The sequence below is a fragment of the Brevundimonas sp. genome, assembly GCF_046299535.1.
Taxonomy (GTDB): Bacteria; Pseudomonadota; Alphaproteobacteria; order Caulobacterales; family Caulobacteraceae; genus Brevundimonas.
Genome location: NZ_JBKBIB010000001.1, coordinates 105986 through 122922, shown reverse-complemented (window position 1 = coordinate 122922; position 16937 = coordinate 105986). Strand labels below are relative to the sequence as shown.

18 protein-coding genes are annotated in these 16937 nt (G+C 68.9%); 11 read left to right on the top strand and 7 right to left on the bottom strand.

Annotation, left to right across the window (positions count from 1 at the left end; all coding sequences use genetic code 11):
* Nucleotides 1–40: 40 nt before the first annotated feature.
* Nucleotides 41–1183, bottom strand: a complete 1143-nt coding sequence (locus ACK4FB_RS00640) for an MltA domain-containing protein (protein ID WP_409746612.1) — start codon at nt 1181–1183, stop codon at nt 41–43.
* On the bottom strand, nt 1183–1785 hold the full coding sequence (gene timA, locus ACK4FB_RS00635) for a TIM44-related membrane protein TimA (protein ID WP_409747071.1): 603 nt from the start codon (nt 1783–1785) through the stop codon (nt 1183–1185). The genes ACK4FB_RS00640 and timA overlap by 1 nt, the downstream gene beginning before the upstream one ends.
* A 219-nt stretch (nt 1786–2004) precedes the next feature.
* Between timA and secB the strand changes: the two genes are divergently transcribed.
* Nucleotides 2005–2526 carry a protein-export chaperone SecB gene (gene secB / locus ACK4FB_RS00630; protein WP_409746610.1) on the top strand — a complete coding sequence of 174 codons (522 nt, stop codon included), beginning with the start codon at nt 2005–2007 and terminating at the stop codon, nt 2524–2526.
* A 7-nt stretch (nt 2527–2533) separates the two neighbouring features.
* Here the strand turns inward: secB and dnaQ are convergent, their stop codons facing one another.
* The 5 genes from dnaQ to ACK4FB_RS00605 are packed head-to-tail and all read right to left on the bottom strand — an operon-like array spanning nt 2534 to nt 6181.
* On the bottom strand, nt 2534–3250 hold the full coding sequence (gene dnaQ / locus ACK4FB_RS00625; protein ID WP_409746608.1) for a DNA polymerase III subunit epsilon: 717 nt from the start codon (nt 3248–3250) through the stop codon (nt 2534–2536).
* A gap of 6 nt (nt 3251–3256) precedes the next feature.
* The gene (gene coaE / locus ACK4FB_RS00620; RefSeq protein WP_409746607.1) at nt 3257–3895 is read right to left on the bottom strand and encodes a dephospho-CoA kinase; all 639 of its coding nucleotides are present in this window, start codon (nt 3893–3895) and stop codon (nt 3257–3259) included.
* On the bottom strand, nt 3892–4722 hold the full coding sequence (locus ACK4FB_RS00615) for a shikimate dehydrogenase family protein (protein ID WP_409746605.1): 831 nt from the start codon (nt 4720–4722) through the stop codon (nt 3892–3894). Before ACK4FB_RS00615 ends, coaE begins: the two co-directional genes overlap by 4 nt.
* Entirely contained in the window at nt 4719–5315 is a 597-nt protein-coding gene (locus tag ACK4FB_RS00610; RefSeq protein WP_409746603.1) for a Maf family protein, read from the bottom strand. The genes ACK4FB_RS00615 and ACK4FB_RS00610 overlap by 4 nt, the downstream gene beginning before the upstream one ends.
* On the bottom strand, nt 5312–6181 hold the full coding sequence (locus ACK4FB_RS00605) for a pyruvate, water dikinase regulatory protein (RefSeq protein WP_409746602.1): 870 nt from the start codon (nt 6179–6181) through the stop codon (nt 5312–5314). Before ACK4FB_RS00605 ends, ACK4FB_RS00610 begins: the two co-directional genes overlap by 4 nt.
* A gap of 446 nt (nt 6182–6627) precedes the next feature.
* On the opposite strand from ACK4FB_RS00605, the gene hemE reads away from it, so the two are divergent.
* The 10 genes from hemE to ACK4FB_RS00555 all read left to right on the top strand — a co-directional run bounded on the left by hemE (nt 6628) and on the right by ACK4FB_RS00555 (nt 16753).
* Nucleotides 6628–7668 (top strand): uroporphyrinogen decarboxylase, encoded by a 1041-nt coding sequence (hemE, locus tag ACK4FB_RS00600; RefSeq protein WP_409746600.1) that lies wholly within the window; start codon nt 6628–6630, stop codon nt 7666–7668.
* Nucleotides 7665–8708 carry a ferrochelatase gene (gene hemH / locus ACK4FB_RS00595; RefSeq protein ID WP_409746598.1) on the top strand — a complete coding sequence of 348 codons (1044 nt, stop codon included), beginning with the start codon at nt 7665–7667 and terminating at the stop codon, nt 8706–8708. Before hemE ends, hemH begins: the two co-directional genes overlap by 4 nt.
* Nucleotides 8705–9157 (top strand): CopD family protein, encoded by a 453-nt coding sequence (locus ACK4FB_RS00590; protein ID WP_409746596.1) that lies wholly within the window; start codon nt 8705–8707, stop codon nt 9155–9157. Before hemH ends, ACK4FB_RS00590 begins: the two co-directional genes overlap by 4 nt.
* A gap of 202 nt (nt 9158–9359) precedes the next feature.
* Complete coding sequence (gene rho, locus ACK4FB_RS00585) at nt 9360–10748, top strand: transcription termination factor Rho (RefSeq protein WP_409746594.1); 1389 nt, start codon at nt 9360–9362, stop codon at nt 10746–10748.
* A gap of 72 nt (nt 10749–10820) precedes the next feature.
* A complete protein-coding gene (locus ACK4FB_RS00580; RefSeq protein ID WP_409746592.1) occupies nt 10821–11048 on the top strand; it encodes a DUF6489 family protein in 228 nt (75 codons plus the stop codon).
* 85 nt (nt 11049–11133) lie between these two features.
* The gene (mnmE, locus tag ACK4FB_RS00575; protein WP_409746590.1) at nt 11134–12447 is read left to right on the top strand and encodes a tRNA uridine-5-carboxymethylaminomethyl(34) synthesis GTPase MnmE; all 1314 of its coding nucleotides are present in this window, start codon (nt 11134–11136) and stop codon (nt 12445–12447) included.
* A 51-nt stretch (nt 12448–12498) separates the two neighbouring features.
* Nucleotides 12499–14433 (top strand): tRNA uridine-5-carboxymethylaminomethyl(34) synthesis enzyme MnmG, encoded by a 1935-nt coding sequence (gene mnmG / locus ACK4FB_RS00570; protein WP_409746588.1) that lies wholly within the window; start codon nt 12499–12501, stop codon nt 14431–14433.
* A gap of 50 nt (nt 14434–14483) precedes the next feature.
* A complete protein-coding gene (gene rsmG, locus ACK4FB_RS00565) occupies nt 14484–15053 on the top strand; it encodes a 16S rRNA (guanine(527)-N(7))-methyltransferase RsmG (protein ID WP_409747068.1) in 570 nt (189 codons plus the stop codon).
* Nucleotides 15016–15861, top strand: coding sequence for a ParA family protein (locus tag ACK4FB_RS00560; protein WP_409746586.1), 846 nt, complete (start codon nt 15016–15018; stop codon nt 15859–15861). Before rsmG ends, ACK4FB_RS00560 begins: the two co-directional genes overlap by 38 nt.
* 22 nt (nt 15862–15883) lie before the next feature.
* Complete coding sequence (locus ACK4FB_RS00555; protein ID WP_409746584.1) at nt 15884–16753, top strand: ParB/RepB/Spo0J family partition protein; 870 nt, start codon at nt 15884–15886, stop codon at nt 16751–16753.
* Nucleotides 16754–16937: the final 184 nt, after the last annotated feature.

The window sequence follows — 16937 nt, the reverse complement described above, 5'->3', positions numbered from 1 at the left end:
CAGAACGAAGGGCCCCGCCTTTGGCGGGGCCCTTCTTGCATCAGGACGCCGGGTCGCGCGGAACCAGGCGCCACATGCGCAAGGGGTGACGCACTGTTCCCGCTTCTTCACCCGCCAGAGGGCCGCGGCCCATGTAGAAGTCCGCGCGCACCCGGCCACGGATGGCGCTGCCCGTGTCCAGGGCTGTCATCAGGCCGAAATAGCTGTCGCGCGCCCCGATAAGACCGGCGCCGTTGGCGGCGATCCACACCGCCTCCCCATAGCGCCAGTGGGCCGGGTCGACGGCGATGGCGCGGCGCTCGGGCAGAGGGACCCCCGCAGCACCGGCGGGGCCCTTGCCGTCGTCAGGCTCAAGCCGGAAAAATATGTAGCGCGGGTTCAGGCGCATGACCCGGTCCGCTTCCTGACCCCTGTTGGCCGCCAGCCAGCGCCGGATGGCTTCGCCCGACGTACCGTCGCGGGGCAACAGGCCCTCGTCGGCCATGGGCCGGGCGATGCCCAGGAACCGCAAACCGTTGTCGGCCGCATAGGCGGCCCGCGCCGTCGATCCGTCGGCGAAGGTCAGATAACCCGAACCCTGGATCTGCAGGAAGAAGAGGTCCTCCGGCTTCAGCCAGGCCATGACCAGGGCGGGATCATAGGACGTCTCGATTGCGGCCCGGTCCGGATAGTCACGGACCGACCCATTGGGCAGACGCTGGCGATAGACGGAGCGCCCGTCGGGCCCCTGGGACCGCGTCAGGTCCGGGGGCGGGGCCAGCAAGGGCGCAGAGAATTCAGCGTCGCGCACCGCTCGAGCCTCATACTCGGGCGCGAAATAGGCGGTCAGCAGACCCGTCTCGTCCCCGCCTTCAGGGCGGAAACGGGTCTCGAAGAACAGGCGGGCGTTTTCGCGTGTCACGCCGGGCGTGGCGACCAGCAGTCTTGCGGCCTCGCACACGCTCCAGGCGCGACTGTCGGCGCCGCAGCCCTCGGCATAGCCGCCGAGGGCCGCTAGATGATCGTCCCCGGCCCAGCCGGGCAGGGCGGCGAAGGCGGGGTCCACGGGACCTGGCGTCCACGGGGCCGGCTGGCCGGGAATCTGCGGGGCGGGCTGGGGCTGGGGTTGCGGCGCGGGGGACGGGCCGGTGGCGCAGGCGGCCGCCATCAGGGCCAGGGACCCGGCCAGAAGGACGCCCCGCATCAGGCGCTGGCCGCCTCAACCCGGCTCAGCACCCAGTTTGGATCACTGGCCCCGATGGACCGCTCAAAGGTCCACAGCTCGGCGGTCCGGCGCTCGTCCGTGGTGTCCTCGCCCGAGCCCGAGGTGGCGACGCTGCGCAACTCGGCAAGGAACAGGACCTTGGCCACCGCGCGGTCGCCCTCCGCCGTGGCGGTTTCCAGATCGGCGCGGGGCGGATGGACGAATTCCACGCTTTCGCGTTCGCCGCGAGCCTCGCGCGCCGTGATCCCGGCCTCGAAAGAGGTAAGGACGGCAGGCGCCAGAAGGGGTCTGAGCGCCTCGCGATCGCCCGAGGCGTAGGCCCGTACGATGGTTTCATAGGCGCCGCGCGCGCCGTCCAGGAACCGGACCGGATCGAACGAGGGATCGCGCGCCTTCAACCCCGCTGCTGCGGACGCCAGGGCGGCGTCAACCGGGGTATCGGGGCGCTGCTCGGGGTCAGGGGCCGCCGGGGCTCCGGGGATTCTGGGCGGCTTCTTCACCCCGTCCTCGGGCTGACGTCCCACCTTCTTGCCCAGCACGTTATAGAGCTGGAACAGAACGAAGGCGGCGATCGCCGCCATCAGAAGAAGTTCGTAGGGGAAAGAGGACACGGCTATGGCTTTCTGATCGGCTGCAGTCGGGGCTTAAGGGCTCATATGGGGGCGCGCAAGGCGGGCGCGAGCCTTCGCCTGCCGGGTGCTGGGGCGTTGCGGCCCGTCGCTGCCGATGCTAGCAGCCCCGCGACCGCCATTTTCGGCGAAACCATGGCGCATGGCCTCAAACCGGAATCTTCCCAGCTCATGACCGACACAAACGCCGAGAACGGCGCATCCAATCCCGTTCCCCAGGGCGGCCAGCCCCCCGCCGGCCCGCACTTTCGCGTCCTGACCCAGTTCATGCGGGATTTCTCGTTCGAGAATCCCAAGGCGCCGGAAAGCCTGCGCTTCGAGGGCAAGCCCCAGATCGACATGGGCGTGGAGATGAACGCCCAGGGCCGCGCTGACGGCCTGTTCGAGGTTGACCTCAAGCTGTCGGTGAAAGCCACCACCAATGATCAGGCCATGTTCCAGATCGAGCTGGTCTATGGCGGCCTGTTCCAGATCGGCGGCGTCGAGGAAAAGGCCATCGAACAGATGCTGCTGATCGAGTGCCCGCGTTACCTGTTCCCCTTCGCCCGCCAGATCATCGCCACGGCCAGCGCCGACGGCGGCTTCTATCCGCCCTTCCTGCTGGAACCGCTGGATTTCGCGGCCATCTACGCCGCCCGCAAGGCCCAGCAGACCGGCGCCCCGGCCATTCCGCCGGCCCAGGGCCAGGCCTGATCGCACGTCAGGAGGCGGTTTCGGCCGCCTCCACCCCGTAGCCGCGCCACAGGGACAGGTCCTTGAACTGGCTCTGCAGGAAGGCGGCGTGGGCCGCCGCCTCCTCGGGCGAGACGCGGCCGGGCAGCGGCCGGGGCCGTTCGCCATGGCTGACCGGCTTAAAGCCCGGCGCCGTGGGGCCGCGTGCGGCGCTCAGGTCCAGCACCCGCTCCTTGCCGCCCTTCAGCTCCAGATAGACCGAGGCCAGCAGCCGCGCATCGATCAGGGCGCCGTGCAGGGTGCGCTCGGCCAGCGAAATCTTGAAGCGCTTGCACAGCGCGTCCAGCGAGTTCGCCATGCCGGGAAACCGGGTCTGGGCCAGACCCAGGGTGTCGATCCAGCGCACCTCCTCCACCACCAGCCGGCCGCACAGGCCCAGCTCGTGGTTGATGAAGGCCCGGTCGAAGGCGGCGTTGTGGGCGATCACCGGCGCATCGCCGATGAATTCCAGCAGATCGTCGGCCATTTCGGCGAATTTGGGCGCCCCGCGCACCTTGTCGTCGGTGATGCCGTGAACCCGGATCGCGTCGGGCGGGATCAGCCGCTCGGGATTGACCAGCCGATGGAACGTCCGCCCCGTGGGGAGCAGGTCGTCGATCTCGATGCAGCCCACCTCGATCAGCCGGTCGCCCGTCTTCGGATCAAAGCCGGTGGTTTCGGTGTCGAGAACGATTTCGCGGGCCATTGACCCTTATTGCGGCGTTTCGACGCCCTTTGGAATCCCCCGGCGCCCCGTCCAGCCGGGTTTCAGCACCTCATCCACAACCGCGCGTACCTGATCGCGCGCATGGTCCAGCCCCTTGTGGGTTTCGATGATGAAGTCGGCCCGGGCGCGCTTGTCCGCGTCGGGCGTCTGTCGCGCCAGAACCTCGGCGAACCGCTCCGGCGTCATGCCCGGCCGGGCCAGAACCCGATCACGCTGGACCTCGGCCGGAGCCGTGACCACCACCACCGCGTCCACCTCGGCGTCGCCGCCGGTCTCCATCAGCAAGGGAATGTCCAGCACCAGCAGTCGCGCCCCCGCCGCGCGGGCCTCGGTCATCAGGTCGGCCCGGTGGTCCCGCACCAGGGGATGAACGATGGCCTCCAGCCGGGCGTAGCCGTCACGGTCCGTCCCCAGGGCCGCGGCCAGCTTCGCCCGATCAATCCCTTCCGGCCCCGTGACGCCTGGAAAGGCGGCCTCAACCGCCTCAACCGCCACCCCGCCCCAGGCGTAGAGATCGTGCACCGCCGCGTCCGCGTCCCAGATCAGGGCGCCTTCCTCGGCGAACAGGGCCGCCGTGGTGGACTTCCCCATGCCGATGGAGCCCGTCAGGCCCAGCACGATCACGGCTGAAGACCTTGCAGGTGGGCCAGCACCACCGCGCGAGCGTCCAGATCGGGCGCGGGCCGGTCGAAGATGAATTCGAACGACGGTCCGGCCTGTCCCGTCAGCATGCCCAGCCCGTCCACGCCCGTCAGGCCCCGCTCGCGCGCCGCCATCAGGAACGGCGTCTCCAGCGGCTTGTAGGTCATCTCCAGCGCGGCCGCCGCGTCAGGCGTGCTCCCGAAATCGAACGCCATGGGTCCGCTGACCGCATTGATCACCAGTCGCGCGCCGGCGATGTCGGCCGGATTGTCGCCCGCGACCCCCACCCGTCCGTCGAAGGTCTCCGCCAGCGCCTGCGCACGGTCCCGCGTGCGGTTCAGGATCACCACCTCCTGCGCGCCGCCCGCCAGCAGGGCCGCCACCGCCGCTCGCGCTGCACCGCCCGCGCCGAGAAACAGCACCGGCCCCGCCGTCAGGTCGAAGTCCGGCGCCTGTTCGGCCAAAGCCTTCAGCAGGCCCTCGCCGTCGGTGCTGTGCGCCCGCACCCGGCCGTCCCGGAACGCCAGAACATTGGCCGAGCCGCAGGCGCGCGCGGTCTCACTGGCCTCATCGGCGCAGGCCAGCGCCTGTCCCTTGAAGGGGGCGGTGACGTTCAGCCCGTGGATCATGCCCGCCCGGCCCGCCTGGATCAGCAGGTCAAAGGCCGCCTCATCGGGCGGAGCGAAAGCGGCGTAGACCGCGTCCATGCCCGCCGCTTCGATCCAAGCATTATGGATCACCGGGCTGAGCGAGTGGGCCACGGGCCGCCCCACGACCCCGGCCAGCAAGGCCGCGCCTGTAATCGTCATGACGCCAGAACTCCCCGTGTCCGCAGCTCCGCAAGCACCGGCCACAGCGGCATGCCCAGCACGGTGAAGTAGTCCCCCTCGATGCGCGCGAACAGCTGGGCGCCCAGACCCTCCAGCCGGTAACAGCCGACGCTGGACAGGATCGCTTCACCCTCCGCCGCCAGATAGGCGTCCAGAAAGGCGTCCGAGAAATCCCGCACCTGCATCCGCGCCGAATCCGCCGCGCTCCACACCGTCTCGCCGCCGACCGCGAGGGCCGCCGCTGAATGCAGCACGTGGCCCTTGCCGCGAAAGGCGCTCAGCCGCGCCCGCGCCTCCTCCAGACTGTCGGCCTTGTCGATCAGGGCGCCGTCCAGATCCAGCGTCTGGTCCGACCCCAGCACCAGCCCGGCGTGCGCGCGCGAGGCCGCCTCCGCCTTGGCCCGCGCCAGAGCCAGGGCCACCCCCGCCGGATCGGCGCCGCCGGCCAGCAAGCCCACCTTGAGCGCGCCTTCGTCCACATCGGCCGAGGTGGCCTGATGGGGCACGCCGGCGCCGGTCAGCATGGCCCGCCGCGCCGCGCTCTTCGACGCCAGAATCAGGGTTCCGGTCATGACTGCGCCCCGCCCGCGTCCGGCTCGCCGGTCTTCGCCCGGCGTTCGTTCAGCAGATTGATGACCTGGGCTGCGGTCTCCTCGATGGAGCGGCGGGTCACATCGATGGTGGGCCAGCCGCGCCGCTCGAACATGCGCCGGGCCCGCACCGTTTCATCGCGCACCGCCTCGTGGTCCACATAGGTGGAGCCGCGCACCTCCCCCAGACCCTCAAGGCGGTTGCGGCGGATCTGCACCAGCCGGTCCGGCGACACGGTCAGGCCCACGATCAGCGGAGTTTTCAAGGCGTTGAGCTTTTCGGGCGCCTCCTGGCCAGGCACCAGCGGCACATTGGCCGCCCGCACGCCCCGGTGGGCAAGATAGATGCAGGTGGGCGTCTTGGAGGTGCGGCTGACCCCCACCAGCACCACGTCGGCGTTCTCCAGATCGTTCTGGCTCTGGCCGTCGTCGTGGGCGATGGCGTAATCCAGCGCGCCGATACGGTTGAAATAGTCGGTGTCCAGAGCATGCTGGGCCCCGACCCGCGTCGAGATGGCGGCGCCCAGATAGCGGGACAGGGCTCCCACCAGCGGATCCAGCGCGCCGATCTGGGGCATGCCCAGTCGCCGGCAGCCGTCCTCCAGCGCCGCGCGCAATTCGCGGTCCACAATGGTGTGCAGCACGACGCCGGGCGAGGCGGCGATGGACTCCAGCACCTTGTCCAGCTGCTTGTGGGAGCGCACCAGGGCGTAGATGTGCTCGATGGGAATGACCCCGTCGAACCGGGCCACCACGGCCTTGGCCATGGCGTTCAGGGTCTCGCCGGTGGAATCCGACACCAGGTGCACATGGAAATAGGTGGCCAGACGGCCCGGCTTGGCGATCATCGGGGGGCGAACCTGTGGGCGGCGACCCGGACGGCTGGGGACGGTTTCATGACTTTTCCATAGCCTCTCGAGCAGCCGGGCGCATCCTCCGGGATTGCGGGGACGATCCCGTTGATCAGGACCATTCCGTCCCACGTGTGTTATCCGCGGCGCCCAGCATGGGGACGGGCGCCCCGGATGTGGACTTATCCCCGCCGCGCAGGTTTCCACCAGGCCCCACGCCCAAAGGGCTGGTAAGGTTTTGTTAACACTATCCCGCCTGATCATCCCCATGGTCGTCCCCGGTGGATGATCGGCGACCGGCGGGGGAGGAACGGGGCGCCGTCGGGTCGCACCGCTGAAACTGTCCCCGTCGTCCCCGGCCCAAGACTCTACCCCCATCTCTCAAGACTCTAATTCATGAGTAAGGATTGAGTGGGACGGTCAGGGCCCGTAAACCGCTCGGCATGGCCAGTGACGACCCCGTTTTCCTTCGCGCCCTTCGGGGAGAGACCCTCGAGCGGCCCCCGGTATGGTTCATGCGTCAGGCCGGGCGCTACCTGCCGGAGTACCGGACCTTGCGGGCGAAATCCCCTGACTTCATCGCCTTCTGTCTGAACCCCGAGATGGCCGCCGAGGTTACGCTGCAGCCCATGCGGCGTTTCGGCTTCGATGCAGCCATCGTCTTCGCCGACATCCTGCTGATCCCCCGCGCCCTGGGCCAGGAGGTCTGGTTCGAGGCCGGCGAGGGCCCCCGGCTGGGCGCCCTGCCCGATGTGGCCGCCATGCGCGATCTGGCCGCAGGCGCCGGCGAGGCCCTGTCCCAGGTTGGCGAGACCTTGTCGCGGGTCCGGGAGGCCCTGGAGCCCGAGCGCGCCCTGATCGGCTTCGCCGGGGCCCCCTGGACGGTGGCCACCTACATGCTGGACGGCGAGGCCCACACCATCGGCAAGGGCGAGCGGGCCCAGGCGCGCACCTACGCCTATGCGGAGCCGGAGAAGGTGGACGCCCTGCTGGACGTGCTGGTGGAGTCCAGCGCCTGGTACCTGAAGATGCAGGCGGACGCCGGCGCCCAGGCCCTGAAGATCTTCGAGAGCTGGGCCGAGGGACTGCCTGACGACCTGTTCGAGCGTCTGGTCCTGAAGCCGCACCAGAAGCTGGTCGCCCGCCTGCGCGAGCTGGGCGTCACCGTGCCCCTGATCGGCTTCCCGCGCGGCTCTGCAGCCCTGGCCGAGGGCTATGCGCGCGATGTGGACGTCCAGGCCGTGGCGCTGGACACCGCCTGCCCGCTGGCCGTCGGTCGCCGGGTCCAGGCTATCAAGCCCATCCAGGGCGCGCTGGACCCCCTCCTGCTTCGGGCGGGGGGCGCGGCGCTAGACCGCAGGGTGGATCAGCTGATGGAGGCCTGGGGCCAAGGTCCCTGGGTCTTCAATCTGGGTCACGGCATCCTGCCTGATGTGCCCATCGCCCATGTGGAGCAGGTGCTCCGACGGATCGGAGCCCAATGACCGACACAGCCTCGCCCCGCCGCATCGCCGTCGTCCTGATGAATCTGGGCGGGCCCGATGGTCAGGAGTCCGTCCGGCCGTTCCTGTTCAACCTGTTCAACGACCCGGCCATCATCGGCCTGCCGGGCCTTGTCCGCACCCCGCTGGCCAAATTCATCTCCTCGAAGCGCGAGGAGGAGGCCAAGGCCAACTATGCGATGATGGGGGGCGGCTCGCCCCTTCTGCCCGAGACGGAAAAGCAGGCCGCCGCGCTGCGCGAGCGTCTGAACAAGGACTGGCCCGGCGACGACGTCCGGGTCTTCATCGCCATGCGCTACTGGCATCCCCTGACGCCCGAGACGGCGAAGGCGGTCGAGGCGTTCGCCCCGGATCAGGTGGTGCTGCTGCCGCTTTATCCGCAGTTCTCCACCACCACGACCCAGTCGTCCCTGAAGGCCTGGCGCGAGCACTATCGCGGGCCCGGCCGGATCAGCGCCGTGTGCTGCTATCCCGAGGCCACCGGCTGGATCGAGGCCCAGGCGGCCCTGATCACCGCACAGCTCGCGAAGGCCGGGGACAAGCCGGTGCGGGTGCTGTTCTCGGCCCATGGCATTCCCGAAAACCTCGTCCACAGGAAGGGCGATCCCTATCAGGAGCAGGTGGAGCGCACCGTCTTCGCCGTGGTCGAGCGCCTCGGCTTGCAGGACTGGACCATCTGCTACCAGAGCCGGGTCGGACCGCTGAAATGGCTGGGCCCGTCGACACCGGACGCCATCGAGCAGGCCGGTCGTGATGGCGTCGGCGCGGTGGTGGTTCCCATCGCCTTCGTCTCCGAGCACGTGGAAACCCTGGTCGAGCTGGACGTGGAATACGGTCATTTGGCGCAGGAGAAGGGCGTCAGCCCCTATCTGCGCGTGTCGGCGGTGGGCGTGGCCGGTGATTTCATCGGCGCCCTGGCCGACGCGGTCGGCTCGGCCGTGGACCGGACCGGCATCGCGCCTTACGGGCCGGGCTGTCAGGGGGACTGGAAAGCCTGCCCCTGCCGCGGGATGGCGGCATGAACGCCTATGATCTGGCTCGGGCCCTGCACATTCTGGCGGTGATCGCCTGGATGGCGGGCCTGCTCTATCTGCCGCGCCTCTACATCTATCACGTCAAGGCGGCCCCGGGTGGGGAGATGGACCAGACGTTCCAGACGATGGAACGCAAGTTACTGAAATTGATCATGAATCCATCCATGATCGCGGCCTGGGTCTTCGGCCTGTGGCTGTTCTGGCTGCTCAGCGGCTCCGGCGCGGACTGGTCCTTCGCCCATCAGCCCTGGATGGTCGCGAAGATTGCGGGCGTCCTGTTCCTGACCGGCTGGCATCACTATCTGGGCGTGGCGCGCAAGCGGTTCGCCGCCGGGACCAACCAACGGTCCGAGCGGTACTGGCGCATGACCAACGAACTGCCCTTCATCGCCGCGATCGTCATGGTCCTGTCCGTGACCCTGGAGTGGACCTTCTGACCCGTTCCGCTTGACCTTGCCGCCGGCCTGTGGTGTCGCTGGCGGCGAGGCGCAGAAATGCGCTGCCCTTCTCTCAAGACGCCCTGACCGTCCCGCTTGACGCTCGGGTGTTCGTCTTTCCCCTCCGGCCTTGCGGCCAGACATCGCCTTTTCCTCCCCCGTCCGCCCGGCCCTCGCCGCGCGGCCTCTTCGCGATACGCTCATGACCGACACCGAAAACCAGACCCCTGCCGACGACGCCTCGGTCGAGGATCAGACCGCCGACACCCCGTCCGACAGCGAGGGTGAGTCCGAAAACGGCGATGAGGAACGCGGCGCCGGTCTGGGCGAGCGCATCTCGCTGGAGGAGTTGAAGGAGAAGTCGGCCGCCGACCTGGTCGCCTTCGCCGAGGGTCTGGAGATCGAGAACGCCTCAAACCTGCGCAAGCAGGATCTGCTCTTCGCCATCCTCAAGGTGCTGGCCGACGAGGAGGTGGAGATTTCCGCCGACGGCGTGCTGGAGGTTCTGCCGGACGGTTTCGGCTTCCTGCGCAGCCCCGACGCCAACTATCTGCCCGGCCCCGACGACATCTATGTCAGCCCGTCCCAGATCCGCCGCTTCGGCCTTCGGTCCGGCGACACGGTTCACGGTACGGTCCGGGGCCCCCGGGAGGGTGAGCGCTATTTCGCCCTGCTCAAGGTCGACACCATCAATTTCGAGGACCCGGAGACGGTCCGCACCAAGGTCAATTTCGACAACCTGACGCCGCTTTATCCCGACTCTCGCCTGAACATGGAGATTGAGGATCCGACGCTGAAGGATCGCTCGGGCCGGGTCATCGACATCGTCGCGCCCCTCGGCAAGGGCCAGCGCTGCCTGATCGTGGCCCCGCCGCGGGTCGGCAAGACGGTGATGCTGCAGAACATCGCCAAGTCCATCGAGCAGAACCATCCCGAGGTCTATCTGATCGTCCTGCTGATCGACGAACGCCCCGAGGAAGTCACCGACATGCAGCGCACGGTGAAGGGCGAGGTCGTGGCCTCCACCTTCGACGAGCCGTCCACCCGTCACGTGGCCGTGGCCGAAATGGTCATCGAAAAGGCCAAGCGCCTGGTCGAGCACAAGCGCGACGTGGTCATCCTGCTGGACTCCGTCACCCGCCTGGGCCGCGCCTACAACGCCACCGTGCCGTCGTCGGGCAAGGTCCTGACCGGCGGTGTGGACGCCAACGCCCTGCAGCGGCCCAAGCGTTTCTTCGGCGCCGCGCGGAATGTGGAGGAGGGCGGCAGCCTGACCATCATCGCCACCGCCCTGATCGACACCGGCAGCCGCATGGACGAGGTTATCTTTGAAGAGTTCAAGGGCACCGGCAACTCCGAGATCGTGCTGGACCGCAAGGTGGCCGACAAGCGCATCTTCCCGGCCATCGACGTGCTGAAGTCCGGCACCCGCAAGGAGGACCTGATCGTGCCCAAGGATCAGTTGGCCAAGACCTATGTGCTGCGCCGCATCCTCAACCCCATGGGCCCCCAGGACGCCATCGAGTTCCTGCTGGACAAGCTGCGCCAGTCCAAGAACAACGGCGACTTCTTCCAGTCCATGAACACATAATCCGGCCCTGACGCCTCGCACGCGGTGCGACGCTGCTTGAGGGCTGTTTCACGTGAAACACGGGAGCCTGCGATGAAGGTCAAGATCGAGATCGACTGCGAGCCGGCCGAGGCCCGGGCCTTCCTGGGACTGCCGAATGTGGAGCCGCTGAACGACCACATGGTGGCCGAGATGCAGCGCCGCATGGACGAGAACATCGCCGCCATGCAGCCCGATGAGCTGATGAAGACCTGGACCAGCTTCGGCCTTCAAGCCCAGGACCATTTCCGCCGCCTCATGGAAAGCGCGACGAAGTCATGATTGGTCTCCTCCCCCTTTGGGGGAGGGGGACCGCGAAGCGGTGGAGGGGGCCTGTCCGCCGCTCAGACTTTTCCTCACCCTGCCAATGACCGACACCCTCTACGCCCTCGCCACTCCGCCCGGTCGCGGCGCCATCGCCGTGGTCCGCCTGTCGGGCCCCGCGACCGAGGCGACGCTGACAGCCCTCGGCGCCGGCGGCCTTGAGCCGCGCCGGGCCTCGCTCCGCAGCCTGCGCGACGACTGGGGCGAAGTGTTCGATCAGGCCCTGATCCTCTGGATGCCCGGCCCGGCCAGCTTCACCGGCGAGGACTGCGCCGAGCTGCACCTGCACGGCGGCCGCGCCGTGTTCGAGGCCTGCGCCCGGGCCCTGTCCGATCTGGGCCTGCGCCCCGCCGAGCCCGGCGAGTTCTCGCGCCGCGCCTTTCAGAACGGCCGCATGGACCTGACCCAGGCCGAGGCTGTGGCCGATCTGGTGGATGCGGAATCCGACGCCCAGCGTCGTCAGGCCCTCGGCCAGCTGGGCGGCGCCCTGTCCGAACGCTACGCCGGGTTCCGCGCGTCCCTGCTGTCCATCCTCGCCCTTCTGGAGGCCGAGATCGACTTCCCCGACGAGGAGGGCGTGCCGGGCGGTCTGTCGGACCGGGTCGGCCCCATGATCGCCGCCCTGTCCGCCGACATCGACGCGGCGCTGGGTCAGGCCCGGCGCGGCGAGCGCATCCGCGAGGGCTACCGCATCGTCCTGATCGGCGACACAAACGCGGGCAAGTCGACCCTGTTCAACCGGCTGGCAGGACGCGAGGCCGCCATCGTCACCCCCACCCCCGGCACCACCCGCGACGTGCTGGAGGCTCATCTCACCATAGGCGGATACGCCGTCACCCTGATGGACACGGCCGGCCTGCGCGACACCGCCGACCCCATCGAGGCCGAGGGCGTGCGCCGGGCGCGGGCACGGGCGGCAGAGGCGGAGCTACGCCTTTGGGTCCGCGCCCCGGGCTTCGACGGCGCGGCCGTGGCGGATCTGGTGCAGCCGGGCGATCTGGCGGTGCTGAACAAGGCCGATCTCCAGACCCAGCCGCCGCCCGACGGCATGGCCCATCTGGCGATCAGCGCCGGGCGCGGGGAGGGGCTCGACGCTCTGGAATCCTGGGTCGCCAGCCGCATCGCCGAAGATCTGTCCGGCGCCGACTTCCCCGCCGTCACCCGCGAACGCCACCGCATCCGGCTGGAGCGGGCGCGGGATCATCTGGCCTCGGCCGGGACGGCCATGGCCATCGGCCCCGAGATGGCGGCCGACGACGTGCGACAGGCCGCCAACGCCCTGGCCGAGATCGTCGGCGCGGTCGGGGTGGAGGATGTGCTCGGCGAAGTCTTCGCCAGCTTCTGCATCGGCAAGTAGGGCTGTTTCACGTGAAACATCGCCCGCCTGCTCACGAACCCTCGCGCAAGGATGACCGGGCGCCCATCTGATGCTATAGGCCCCGCCCCGAGTTCAGAGTCCCCACCCGTGACCCATTCGCCTGAAAACACAGTCTGGGATGTCATCGTCGTCGGCGGCGGCCATGCGGGCTGCGAGGCGGCGACGGCGGCTGCGCGCATGGGGGCGGCCACCCTGCTGCTGACCCACAAGCTGGACACCATCGGCGAGATGTCCTGCAACCCGGCCATCGGCGGCCTGGGCAAGGGTCATCTGGTGCGCGAGATCGACGCCCTCGACGGGGTCATGGGCCGTCTCGCCGACCGCTCGGGCATCCAGTTCCGCCTGCTCAACCGCTCCAAGGGCGCCGCCGTGCGCGGCCCGCGCGCCCAGATCGACCGCAAGCTCTACCGCGAGGCCATGCAGGCCGAACTGGCCCGGACCCCGAACCTGACCATCGTCGCTGCGGCGGTGGAGGATCTGGTCATCGAGCATGGCCGCGTGGTCGGCGCCGTGGCCGACGACGGCCGGACGTTTCGCGCCGCCGCCGTGGTTCTGACCACAGGCACCTTCCTGAACGGCGTCATCCACCGCGGCGACGAACGCATTCCCGCCGGCCGCCACGGCGACCAGCCCGCCATCGGCCTGTCGAAGCGCCTCTACGGGCTCGACCTGAACATGGGTCGCCTCAAGACCGGTACGCCCGCGCGTCTGGACGGCCGCACCATCGCCTGGGACCGGCTGGAGATGCAGCAGGCCGACGAGGCCCCGGTCCCGTTCTCCTTCCTGACCGACCGGATCACCGTCCCCCAGATCGCCTGCGGCATAACCGCCACCAACGCCCGCACCCACGAGATCATCGCCGCCAACCTGGGCCAGTCCGCCGTCTACGGCGGCCATCTGTCCGGGCGCGGCCCGCGCTACTGCCCGTCCATCGAGGACAAGGTGGTGCGCTTCGCCGACAAGGACAGCCATCAGGTCTTCCTCGAGCCCGAAGGGCTGGATGACCCCACGGTCTATCCCAACGGCATCTCCACCTCGGTGGCGCCGGAAACCCAGCTGGCCTTCCTGCGCACCATGGCCGGACTCGAGGCGGTGGAGGTGATCCGCTACGGCTACGCCATCGAGTATGACTACATCGACCCGCGCGAGCTGGACCCGAGCCTTCAGATGAAGCGCCTGCCGGGCCTGTGGTGCGCCGGCCAGATCAACGGCACCACGGGCTATGAGGAGGCGGGGGCCCAGGGGCTGGTGGCCGGGCTGAACGCCGCGCGCGCCGCCTCCGGCGCCGACGCCGTCACCTTCGGCCGCGACGAAGCCTATATCGGCGTCATGATCGACGACCTGGTGACGCGCGGTGTGACCGAGCCCTACCGCATGTTCACCAGCCGGGCCGAGTACAGATTGACTCTGCGGGCCGACAACGCCGATCAACGCTTGACCGGACGCGGTGTGGACCTGGGTCTGGTGGGCCCCGGGCGCGCCGCCGCCTTTGCCCACAAGGCCCGCCTGCTGAAGGCGGCCGATGAGGTGGTCCGCACCACCATCTTCACTCCCAATGAAGCGAAAGCCCTGGGCGTGGCGGTCAATGCGGACGGCCAGCGCCGTTCGATCCGTGACCTGCTGGCCTATCCGGGCGTGACCCTGGACAACTTCTCCGCAGTCGTCCCCGCCATGGCCGACTGGCCCGAGGGGGTGCGCGAACAGGTGGTCATCGACGCGGGCTACGCGGGCTATATCGACCGCCAGCGGATCGAGGCCGAGTCCCTGCAGCGGGAAGAGGCCCTGATCCTGCCCGACGGGCTGGATTACGCCGCCGTGGGCGGCCTCTCCAACGAGGTGCGCGAGAAGCTGGAGCGCATCCGCCCGCGCACCCTCGGTCAGGCCGGCCGCATCGAGGGTATGACCCCCGGCGCCCTCACGGCCCTGCTGTTTCACGTGAAACACCGCCGGACCGTCGCGGCGTGAGCCTGACTGTGGAGCAATTTCAGGCCCTCAGTGGCGCCACCGACGCCCAGATGGCCGATCTGGAGCGCTTCCGGGTCCTGCTGACCGAGGCCAATCAGGTCATGAATCTCGTCGGACCCTCAACCTTGCCCGACTACTGGGCCCGCCACGTGCAGGACAGCTGGCAACTGTTCGAACACGCGCCCGAGGCCCTGACCTGGGCCGATCTGGGGGCTGGGGCTGGCGTGCCCGGCGTGGTGTTGGCCATCTTCATGAAAGGGCGCCCGGGCGCCCACGTCCATCTGATCGACAGTTTGGGCAAGCGCTGCCGCTTTCTGGATCAGGTGAAGGCCGAGCTGGATCTGCCCGCCACGGTCATCAATGGGCGAGCTGAAGACCAGACGATCACCGTCGATGTCGTCACCGCCCGCGCTGTCGCCCCCATGGACAAGCTGCTCGGTTATGCACAGCCCTACATGGATCGCGGTGCACAAGGTCTGTTCCTCAAGGGAGAAAAGGCCCCCGACGAGTTGAAGTCGGCGCGCTTATCCTGGCATTTCAAGGCTCAGCTCCATCCGTCGCGTCTCACCGACGGCCGGGGCCATGTTGTTCACGTCCGGGGATTGCGCCGTGCCCGCTGATCGTCACCAGACCCGAGTCCTCGCGGTCTCCAACCAGAAGGGCGGGGTGGGCAAGACCACCACGGCCATCAATCTGGGCACCGCCCTGGCCGCCATCGGCCAGCGCTGCCTGATCGTGGACATGGATCCCCAGGGCAACGCCTCCACCGGTCTGGGCGTGGGCCGCGAATCCCGCACCGTGACCATCTATGACGTGGTGGTGGACGGCCGTTCCATCGACGACGCGGCGGTGAAGACCGCCGTGCCGGGCCTGGACATCGTGCCCGCCGATGCGGACATGTCCGGGGTCGAGATCGAACTCAGCCAGGCCGATCGCCGCGCCTATCGCCTGCGCGACGCCCTTCGCGCGCAAGGCGAGGGCGGCCATACCCGGTATGACTATGTGCTCATCGACTGCCCGCCGTCCCTGAACCTGCTGACCCTCAACGCCATGAGCGCGGCGGACGCGGTGCTGGTGCCCCTTCAGTGCGAATTCTTCGCCCTGGAAGGCCTGACCCAGCTCATGAAGACCATCGAAATGGTCCGCCAAAGCCTTAATCCGGCTCTGGAAATTCAGGGATTGGTGCTGACCATGTACGATCGGCGCAACAGCCTGTCGTCCCAGGTGGAGGCCGATGTGCGGGCCCATTTCGGCGACAAGGTCTATGACGCCGTGATCCCCCGCAACGTCCGGGTGTCCGAGGCGCCGTCCTTCGGCAAGCCGGCCCTGATCTATGACCTGAAGTGTGCGGGCAGCCAGGCGTACCTGCGTCTGGCGCGCGAACTGGTGGCCCGGGAGAAGTCCCGCCGCCAGGCCATCGCTGCCTGATTAGTGTAACGGAATCAAACAAGTGGCTGAACGTCAAAGAGGATTGGGTCGGGGTCTGTCGGCCCTGATCGGGGACACCGCCGAAGCGGTGGCCGCGGACATCGAGGCCCGCGCCGGCGTGCGCGAGATCCCCATCGAGCAGCTGCACCCCAATCCGGACCAGCCCCGCACCCATTTCTCGGACGACGAGATCGCCGAACTGTCCGCCTCCATCCGCGACAAGGGCGTGCTCCAGCCCCTGCTGGTGCGCCCGGCGCCCGGCGGAGACGGCTGGCAGATCATCGCCGGCGAGCGGCGCTGGCGCGCCTCCCAGAAGGCGGGCCTCAAGACCATTCCCGTGCTGGTGCGCGAGCTGGACGACGGACAGGTGCTGGAAATCGCCATCGTCGAGAACGTCCAGCGCGAGGACCTGAACCCGGTGGAGGAGGCGCGCGCCTACCGCACCCTGATGGAGCGCTTCAACCGCACCCAGGACGTGGTGGCCGGCGTGGTGGGCAAGAGCCGCAGCCATGTGGCCAACACCCTGCGCCTGCTGGCCCTGCCGGACCCGGTGCTGGACCATGTGGTGGCCGGGCGCCTGTCCGCCGGCCACGCCCGCGCCCTGATCACCGCTCCCAACCCCGATGAGCTCGCCGACACCATCATCAAGAGCGGCCTGTCGGTACGCCAGACCGAGGCCCTGGCCCGTCAGGCGGCCGAGGGGCCCAAACCGGCCAAGGCGAAGCCCGCCCTCGACCGCTCCGCCGACACCGTGGCCCTCGAACAGGATCTGGGCGACGCCCTGGGCCTCAAGGTCGAGGTCCGCGACAAGGGCGGCAAGGGCGAACTGGTCATCCGCTACGGCGCCCTCGAGCAGCTGGACGACCTCTGCCGCCGCCTGACGCGAGGCTGAGACAAAGCGGTGGAGGGCTCTGCTTCTCCCTCCCCGTTCGGGGAGGGCGGTCGGCGCGAAGCGACGGCCGGGTGGGGCGGGCGCGGCGACGAGGGCGCTGTTTCGCCTTAGCCGCCCCCCCCCGCTTCGCCTTCGGCTCAGCGCCCTCCCCGAACGGGGAGGGAGAAAAAAGCGGGACGAACTC